Below are 1167 nucleotides of genomic sequence, written 5' to 3'. Positions count from 1 at the left end.
CGGCTGATCATGCAGTACGCCAGCCAGAACCTGATCCCGGTCACCCTGGAACTCGGCGGCAAGAGCCCCAACATCTTCTTCGAGGACGTGGCCCGAGCCGACGACGACTACTACGACAAGGCGCTGGAGGGCTTCGCCATGTTCGCCCTCAACCAGGGCGAGGTATGCACCTGTCCGAGCCGGGCACTGATCCAGAACTCGATCAAGGACTCGTTCCTCGAGGCGGCCACCGAGCGGGTGAAGAAGATCGTCCAGGGCAACCCACTGGACACCGCCACGATGATGGGGGCGCAGGCCAGCAACGATCAGCTGGAGAAGATCCTGTCCTACATCGACATCGGCACCAAGGAGGGCGCGACCATCGTCACCGGCGGCGAGCGGGTCGACCTGGGCGGTGACCTGTCCGAGGGCTACTACGTGGCGCCGACCATCTTCACCGGCCAGAACAGCATGCGGATCTTCCAGGAGGAGATCTTCGGCCCGGTCGTCGCCACCACCGGTTTCGACGACTACGACGACGCGATCCGGATCGCCAACGACACCCTGTACGGCCTGGGTGCCGGCGTGTGGTCGCGCGAGGCCAACACCGCCTACCGGGCCGGTCGTGACATCCAGGCCGGCCGGGTGTGGACGAACTGCTACCACGCCTACCCGGCGCACGCGGCCTTCGGCGGCTACAAGGGGTCGGGCATCGGACGCGAGAATCACGCCATGATGCTCGACCACTATCAGCAGACCAAGAACCTGCTGGTGTCCTACTCGCCGAAGGCGATGGGGTTCTTCTGATGCACCGGATGACCCGATGACCGTCTCACGCGTCGACGTGACCGCGGAGGCGGCGGAGATGATCCGCCGCCTCCGCGGTGAGCATGGACCGGTGATGTTCCACCAGTCCGGCGGCTGCTGCGACGGCTCGTCGCCGATGTGCTACCCCCAGGGGGATTTCCTCACCTCGGACGCCGACACCCTGCTGGGCACGATCGACGTCCGGGAGCCCGGCTCGGTGGGTGAGCCGGAAGCGGACGACTTGGTCGAGGTGTGGATGAGCGCCAACCAGTTCGCCTACTGGCGGCACACCCACCTCACCATCGACCTCGTCCCCGGACGCGGCGCCGGCTTCTCGCTGGAGGGACCCACCGGCTTCCGGTTCCTGATCCGGTCGCGGCT

The 1167-nt window shown here is 66.4% G+C and carries 1 protein-coding gene and 1 pseudogene; both read left to right on the top strand.

The window, feature by feature from the left end; genetic code table 11:
* Positions 1 to 786, top strand: a pseudogene (gene adh / locus Q0066_RS15745) (aldehyde dehydrogenase); the annotation flags it as partial.
* A 16-nt stretch (positions 787 to 802) separates the two neighbouring features.
* Positions 803 to 1167, top strand: a 365-nt coding sequence (locus Q0066_RS15740; protein ID WP_298134712.1) for a DUF779 domain-containing protein, incomplete at its 3' end; no start/stop codon positions are given.

Origin of the sequence: Micropruina sp. (genome assembly GCF_027492755.1) — a bacterium.
Classification (GTDB): Bacteria; Actinomycetota; Actinomycetes; order Propionibacteriales; family Propionibacteriaceae; genus Micropruina.
This window is presented reverse-complemented; position numbering and strand designations above follow the sequence as displayed.